This window comes from Novacetimonas hansenii JCM 7643 (assembly GCF_000964405.1).
Classification (GTDB): Bacteria; Pseudomonadota; Alphaproteobacteria; order Acetobacterales; family Acetobacteraceae; genus Novacetimonas; species Novacetimonas hansenii.
Window position 1 is genome coordinate 1 of record NZ_BANE01000017.1, and the last position, 6,462, is coordinate 6,462.

Genomic DNA, 6,462 nt, shown 5'->3' on the forward strand with positions numbered 1-6,462 from the left:
GCGCTCTACAAACGCGTCCTCCATTTCATAGCTCCAGATCTGTAGTCGAAACACGCGCGACGCGCACGATCAATCGCCCATTGAGAAACGCCTTTCCATTAAGCTCCTCGTTGAACATCGTATTGCCGTTGTAAGACAGTTCCTCCAAAACTCCGGCTTGGTGCCCGCGTGTGCGGTGCCGCCGATACAGACGGCGCAAAGCAGGCTTAGGATAAGCGCGGATCATCAATTATGCCTTTGTAAGGTATAAAAACGCATTATTCTTTATTTGTTCTGAATTCTGCACTCAGTATCAACTGATGCATCCTGTGTGCGGTGATGCCTGCTTTATGAAAAATATCCGATACGAGTGAACGTCCGATATGAAAGCGTTTATCGCCTGTCTGTTTCGTAATTGAAGACGACATACAGCTTTACAAGAGAAGCAAGCGACTTTGATTTTGATGGCAGATTTGCACTGGAGTTATCATCGCATCAGATCGTCAGCAAAGCGTCGCAAAAGTGTCCTCAACTGATCGAGGTCTTCATCGGTCCAATCGACGAGAATGCGGTCCGCCAGTCTCTGACGGGCGGCGTTCAGTAGGTCGATCATTTTCTGTCCCTTTCCAGTCACTGTCGCTTCGCGAACACGCCTATCCGTTATGGACGGCTTGCGCTCAATAAGATCCAGTTCTTCCAGCTTGCTCATTTGTCGGCTGATCGTCGTATGATCACGCCCAGTACGGTCCGCGAGCTCGACAACGCCGATAGGACCGTAACGCCATACCCGTGCCAGAAGCGGGAAAAGGGCGCGATCCAGAGGAATTCCGGCTTCTTCGATCAGGCGATCGTCACGGCAGGGGCGGTTGATTTCATCGACAAGGTCAATGATCGCGGTATGCAGCCCGCACAGGATTTCAGAATCGTGTGCATTATTCACGTTTATCGTTGCCTTTGGTATCAATGCCATATACGTGAATAATGCACATTGATTCGTGGAGTTGCCAGTGTCTTTCGATACAGACGTCCTGATCTCGGGTGCGGGGGCCGCAGGCCTGACACTTGCCATCGACCTCGCCCGACGCGGGGTTTCGTTCCAACTGATCGAGCAGAACGCGCAGCCGTTCAACGGATCGCGCGGCAAGGGCATCCAGCCCCGGACGATGGAGATTTTTGAGAATCTCGGCTTCGTCGACCGTATGGCCGCGGCAGGCGGCCCCTATCCACCACTGTGTCAGTATCGCCCTGATGGAACCCATACGACGTCGCTTCTGACGGAAGCGGACGTCTTCCCGACCGCAGCCGAGCCCTATGCTGCGCCGCTGATGCTGCCGCAGTTCGCAACCGAGGCCGTCATGCGGGAGCGGCTTGCCGAACTGGGCCATCATCCACACTTTGGGATACGGCTGACCGGGTTTGAACAGGACGCCAATGGCGTTACGGCAAGGATCGAAGGGAAAGGCAGAGAGCAAGTTATCCGTGCCCGCTTCCTTGTTGGAACCGATGGTGGCCGCAGTTTCGTGCGTCATGCATTGGCGATTGATTTTCCGGGAGAAGCACTGGGTGTGCGTGCGATCGTTGCCGACGTGCGGCTGGAAGGGTTGGATCGGTCCGCCTGGCATCGTTTCCAGCTCGATACGCCCGCGACACAGGTGATGATCTGTCCATTGGCGGGAACGGACCTGTTCCAGCTTCAGGCCCCCGTAGCCATGGAGGGAGAGATCGATCTGTCTCCGGCCGGGCTGACTGCGCTCATCGGGGCCCGGACTGGCAGAGGGGACATTATCGTCCGCTCCGTGTCCTGGTCCTCTGTCTATGTAATGAGTGCCCGTCTGGCCGATCGCTACAGGGTCGGGCGGGTCTTTATCGCAGGGGACGCCGCGCATGTGCACCCGCCAACCGGTGCTCAGGGTCTCAATACCAGCGTTCAGGACGCCTATAATTTCGGCTGGAAGCTGGCCTCCGTGCTTGCGGGTGCACCAGAAGCGCTGCTCGACAGCTACGAGGCGGAGCGCCGGCCGGTCGCGTCGAACATGCTGCGTCTCTCGACGCGACTGCTCGGTGAAGCAAAGCAGGGCATCATGCGGCGTGATCGCGAGGCGCGGCAACTCGACCTCGGCTATCGCGGTTCATCGTTGAACGTACCCGGTTCGGTGGGCGGCAAAGTGCAGGCGGGCGACCGCGCACCCGATGCACCCTGTCGCGGACAGGGTGGGCAGCGGACACGGCTGTTCACGGTTTTTAAAGGGCCTTACTGGACCTTGCTCGGCTATCAGCCACGTGACCGCCCGTCGGCCATCGCGGGGATCCGTATCGTCACCGTCGGCGCGGGGCAGGAACTCGTCGACGATAATGGCCATATTGCCGAGGCATACGGGATCGACCCCGGTCAGTGGGTGCTCGTGCGTCCAGACGGTTACATCGCCGGGATTTTTTCCTCCGATGGGCTTGAACCGCGGCTTTCGCAATATCTCGTGCAAATGCTGCCGTTACGCCCGGTTGATATGTTTGAAGGGTCATGATTGGGGGGGAGAGGAAGGTCCGTTGACGGACATGAGGGAGAAAGATGCAGCCATTCACAGGCATGGTGCCTGAGACCACTATGCACCCCGAACCGGTCATTCCTCCGCTCTGTCGAAGCTTTCTAAAGCGGGCATCACGCTGTGGTATGGGGGAGCGCAAACCATACCACATAAGAAGCAGATAGGTTACGCTTGCTGCATAACGGCTGGATGATAAACATCGGCGTGCCAGCTGAGCGATGCTTGGCGATTCGAATTAATGAGCGAGGAAATCAGTTGGCTCGTGTTGAGATGAGATGGTTCACGCAAGTTTTCCAGCAGCTCCGTGAAAACGAAAGGGCTAGTCGTCATCTGGGCGGCCCACTATCGTTCCCTGAAAGCTCTCACCTAGTCGGAATGCTCGTCAAAGCTGATCTGGTTGCTGTCGTTGGGCAGAACCCTATCCAGATCAGCGTGACATCCTCGTTCCAAAATAAAAATGACGAAGCCCTCGTGAATAAACTCAAAAACGTTTTGAGTGAGGGAGTGAAATTCTCTACCCCCGTCAAAAAGGCCGAGAGCCAAATCACTGGTTGGACTTTTAACTCAATGGGAGATGAGGTCGTCGGATACAGGATGTTGGGTAGTAACACTTACGAGCGGGACGCCGAAGACGAGGTCGAACGTACTAAACACCAAGCCGAAATATCGCGAAGACCTGGCCAGACCGAGTTCTCAGAGCGAATTCGTAGAAACTATGGTGGTAGATGTGCCATCACAGGCTGCAAGACTGCGGCTGCACTTCAGGCTGCACACGTCAGAACAATCGATGGTGCCGATTTAAATGCCTCCGAGAATGGGATCCTGCTCCGTTCGGACATCCACGCATTGCTCGATGCGTTCCAGATTACGTTCGAAGCGGGCGGCGCGAAACTGAAGAAGAGTCGATACTTAACAGATAAAACCTATGCTTTCTTGGACGGTGCAAAAATCAGGAAGCCGGTTGAAGGTGGTCAGCTTTCGCATCAGAGCATTACAGACCACCGCAAACGTTTCGAGGCGGCTGAGTGCAAAAAGCAGTCCAGGAAGTAGTGTACAATACCGTCGGATATGGTACATCGAACACCGGGCAATCAGCACCTATTCAAACCGCATTTTAACATGATCTCAGCTATTCCAAATATCTATCCAAAAGCGGCCAGTCTGCTCCCGGCCTAAAGCGGTCACACAAATCCAACCTTGCGATGTCTGCTCTGCAAGAGGTGGCGAAAGTCTTGAAGGCGAATGCCGCCTGTCTGTTCCACGCTCCTTAAACGGACAGGCAGTTCAGGAGGGGGCGGCTATTGGTTAGAGGTTACCCAAAAAAAAGTCATTCACAGTTTTTATTTGAATGACAGCGGCCGGGCACGAGCTATCTGAATCAATCAGGGCGACTGCTCTTGAGACTGGGTCTGTAAAGGAATGATCGGGGATTAACCCGATCATTCTTTGTCTCATTGGTCTTCGAAAGCAGGATAATCGACAAACCCCTTCGTATCGCCGCCATAGTACGTTGCACGATCGGGTGTCGCCAGTGGCCAACCATTCTGCAGTCGTGCCACCAGATCCGGGTTCGAAATAAAAGGCTGCCCGAAGGCCGCCAGGTCGATAGTACCATCCGCGATCAGGGTTTCGGCACGTTCCCGCGTCATGCCCCCGGCCAGGATCAGTGCCGTCGTCGACAAATGCGGGCGGGCTTGACGCATCAGGGCGTGGATTCGATCCGATACCGGGACCGTCGATCCCTCGTCATAGAAAAAGCCGGTCTGGTCCATGATGTGAACGTAAGCGATCCGACGCCGACCTAAAGCCGCCATCAGTGCAGCATAGGTTTCCTCGATTGCATCGTAATGTGCCATGTCAAACAGCTTGCCGAAAGGGGACAGACGAATTCCCGTACGCTGGGCGCCGATGCGCGCGATTACGGCATCAACCACTTCGAGAACGAAGCGCAGCCGATTTTCCAGCGTGTCGGCAGAATAGCGATCGGTTCGATCATTGACGGTTGGGTTGAGGAATTGCTCAAGCAGGTAGCCGTTGGCGCCATGGATCTCGACACCATCAAAGCCCGCGTCGATCGCATTGGCGGCAGCGGTGGCGAAATCCCCGACGATACGCGATACTTCTCCGGTAGCGAGCTGACGGGGTGCCGGGGTTGCCACGAAGCCTGGCTTGCCATCCTCGTCATAGCCGAACGCCGTCGCGCCCTTCGCGATTAACGAACTCGCGCTGACGGGTGTCGCGCCATCGGTCTGGATTGACGGATGGGAGACGCGGCCAACATGCCAGAGCTGCGCGAATATCCGGCCACCTAACGAATGGACGGACTGGGTGGTCAGTCGCCATCCGGCGATCTGTTCTGGCGTGAAGATTCCCGGATTAAACAGATAGCCCTGCCCCTCGCGCGAGATTGGCGTGCCTTCGCTGACGATCAGCCCTGCCGTTGCGCGCTGTGCATAGTAGAGAGCGATCGTGTCGGTTGCGATGTCATTGGGCGCGCGGGAGCGGGTCATAGGCGCCATCACGATGCGGTTGGCCAGCGTCGTGCCGGCAAGATCGAAGGTGGAGAACAGGTCGGTCATGGCTTTCCTCGGATGAGTGGCGGCAATTATGTCCAACAGGGCGCGTCATTTTTCAATGTTCTGGCCGTGAAATTCCCCGATCATGCGGGTGCATGGGCTGAACGTAGTCCCTTTGCAGCATGATCCATTATGAAGCGAGTGTTGGGGATTCTCCCCAAAGATGCGAAAGACATCGCCTGTGGATTTTTTATTCCATTATCAATGGGTTGATTCCAGGTGATCGTGGGATTTCCGGCCACAAACAATATTCATATGGCAATAGTGCCCGTAATGCGGGTGACGACATTTCCCCCGATCCAGATCGTCCCATCAACCTCATGCACAAAGACGCGGCCCGCCCGGCCCAGGGCGGTGCCCTGACGGGTGACATATTGTGGGGGTGCGGTTCCGCTTTCGATCAGCCATTGGGCGATCGCGGCATTCAGGCTTCCCGTAACGGGGTCTTCCCACCCCTGTCCGATCCCGGCAAAGGCACGGACTTCGAACTGGGCATCGTCCGTTGTGTCACATGCCCCAACCACCCCGATCATCTGTCCCTTCAGTGCCTGCCAATCCGGTCGAAGGGCCAGCACATCGGCGCAACTGCGCAATCGCAGCACCAGCCATCCCGGGCCATTATCCGCCCATTGGGCATCCAGAATATCCGCAGGGGCAAGGCGCAGGGCAAGGAGCGCAGGCATCAGGTCGGCATGATCGACGGGGCCGGCACGGCGCCGCGGCGGGGCGGCAAAGGCCAGACGGTCTTCGTGCAGTCTTACCGGAACAAGGCCCGCACCGCATTCCTGTACGATCAGGCCGGTTTTTGAAACGCCGCCCAAAGAACGCCAGACATGCGCGGTGCCAAGTGTCGGATGTCCAGCAAAGGGAAGTTCGGCGTGCGGGGTGAAGATACGCACACGATAATCGGCATCCGGGTGTACCGGATCAAGGAGGAAGGTCGTCTCACTAAGATTGGTCCAGTTTGCGATCTGCGCCATCTGTTCATCAGACAGCCCATCCGCGCCGGCAATCACGGCGAGGGGATTTCCCCTGAAGGGTTCGGCGGCAAAGACATCAACCTGCCTGAAAGTGAGGTCCACCATTCTGGTTCCTGCGATGTTGGGCCGCAGTGTATCGGCCATGTTTGTCACTCTCCCGCCATGCAGCACTGCATGACGGCCCGATCGACATGCGGTGCAACCTTCACAGAAACCTTTATGGCTTCAGCAGGTTGACGGCCCCGCCTTGGCAGGCCGCCTTTGTGATTCCCGCAGGTTCAGGCTGGTATGGATACGGGCATGGGGGCCGGTGATTTCTGCGGCACGGGGGCGTGCCATCGCCCCTGATCGACATTTGCGATTTCACGATCGATTTCTGCGATG

6 protein-coding genes are annotated in these 6,462 nt (G+C 56.7%); 2 read left to right on the forward strand and 4 right to left on the reverse strand.

All coding sequences use genetic code 11. The annotated features are described in order from the left end of the window. Window positions 1-25 precede the first annotated feature (25 nt). Together B7G66_RS18115 and B7G66_RS01305 are read right to left on the reverse strand one after the other, a co-directional pair. Window positions 26-226, reverse strand: a complete 201-nt coding sequence (locus B7G66_RS18115) for a hypothetical protein (protein WP_196760750.1) — start codon at window positions 224-226, stop codon at window positions 26-28. Between the two features lie 240 nt (window positions 227-466). Continuing rightward, a complete protein-coding gene (locus B7G66_RS01305; RefSeq protein ID WP_141313110.1) occupies window positions 467-919 on the reverse strand; it encodes a MarR family winged helix-turn-helix transcriptional regulator in 453 nt (150 codons plus the stop codon). A gap of 67 nt (window positions 920-986) precedes the next feature. Here B7G66_RS01305 and B7G66_RS01310 point away from each other — a divergent pair, with 67 nt between their 5' ends. Beyond that, entirely contained in the window at window positions 987-2,501 is a 1,515-nt protein-coding gene (locus B7G66_RS01310; protein WP_003620617.1) for an FAD-dependent oxidoreductase, read from the forward strand. 276 nt (window positions 2,502-2,777) lie between these two features. Beyond that, entirely contained in the window at window positions 2,778-3,572 is a 795-nt protein-coding gene (locus B7G66_RS01315) for an HNH endonuclease (protein ID WP_159107939.1), read from the forward strand. 401 nt (window positions 3,573-3,973) lie between these two features. Here B7G66_RS01315 and B7G66_RS01320 read toward each other — a convergent pair whose 3' ends face one another. Then, window positions 3,974-5,101 carry an alkene reductase gene (locus B7G66_RS01320; protein ID WP_003620613.1) on the reverse strand — a complete coding sequence of 376 codons (1,128 nt, stop codon included), beginning with the start codon at window positions 5,099-5,101 and terminating at the stop codon, window positions 3,974-3,976. Window positions 5,102-5,349: 248 nt separating this feature from the next. Next, on the reverse strand, window positions 5,350-6,222 hold the full coding sequence (locus B7G66_RS01325) for a PhzF family phenazine biosynthesis protein (RefSeq protein ID WP_003620609.1): 873 nt from the start codon (window positions 6,220-6,222) through the stop codon (window positions 5,350-5,352). Window positions 6,223-6,462: the final 240 nt, after the last annotated feature.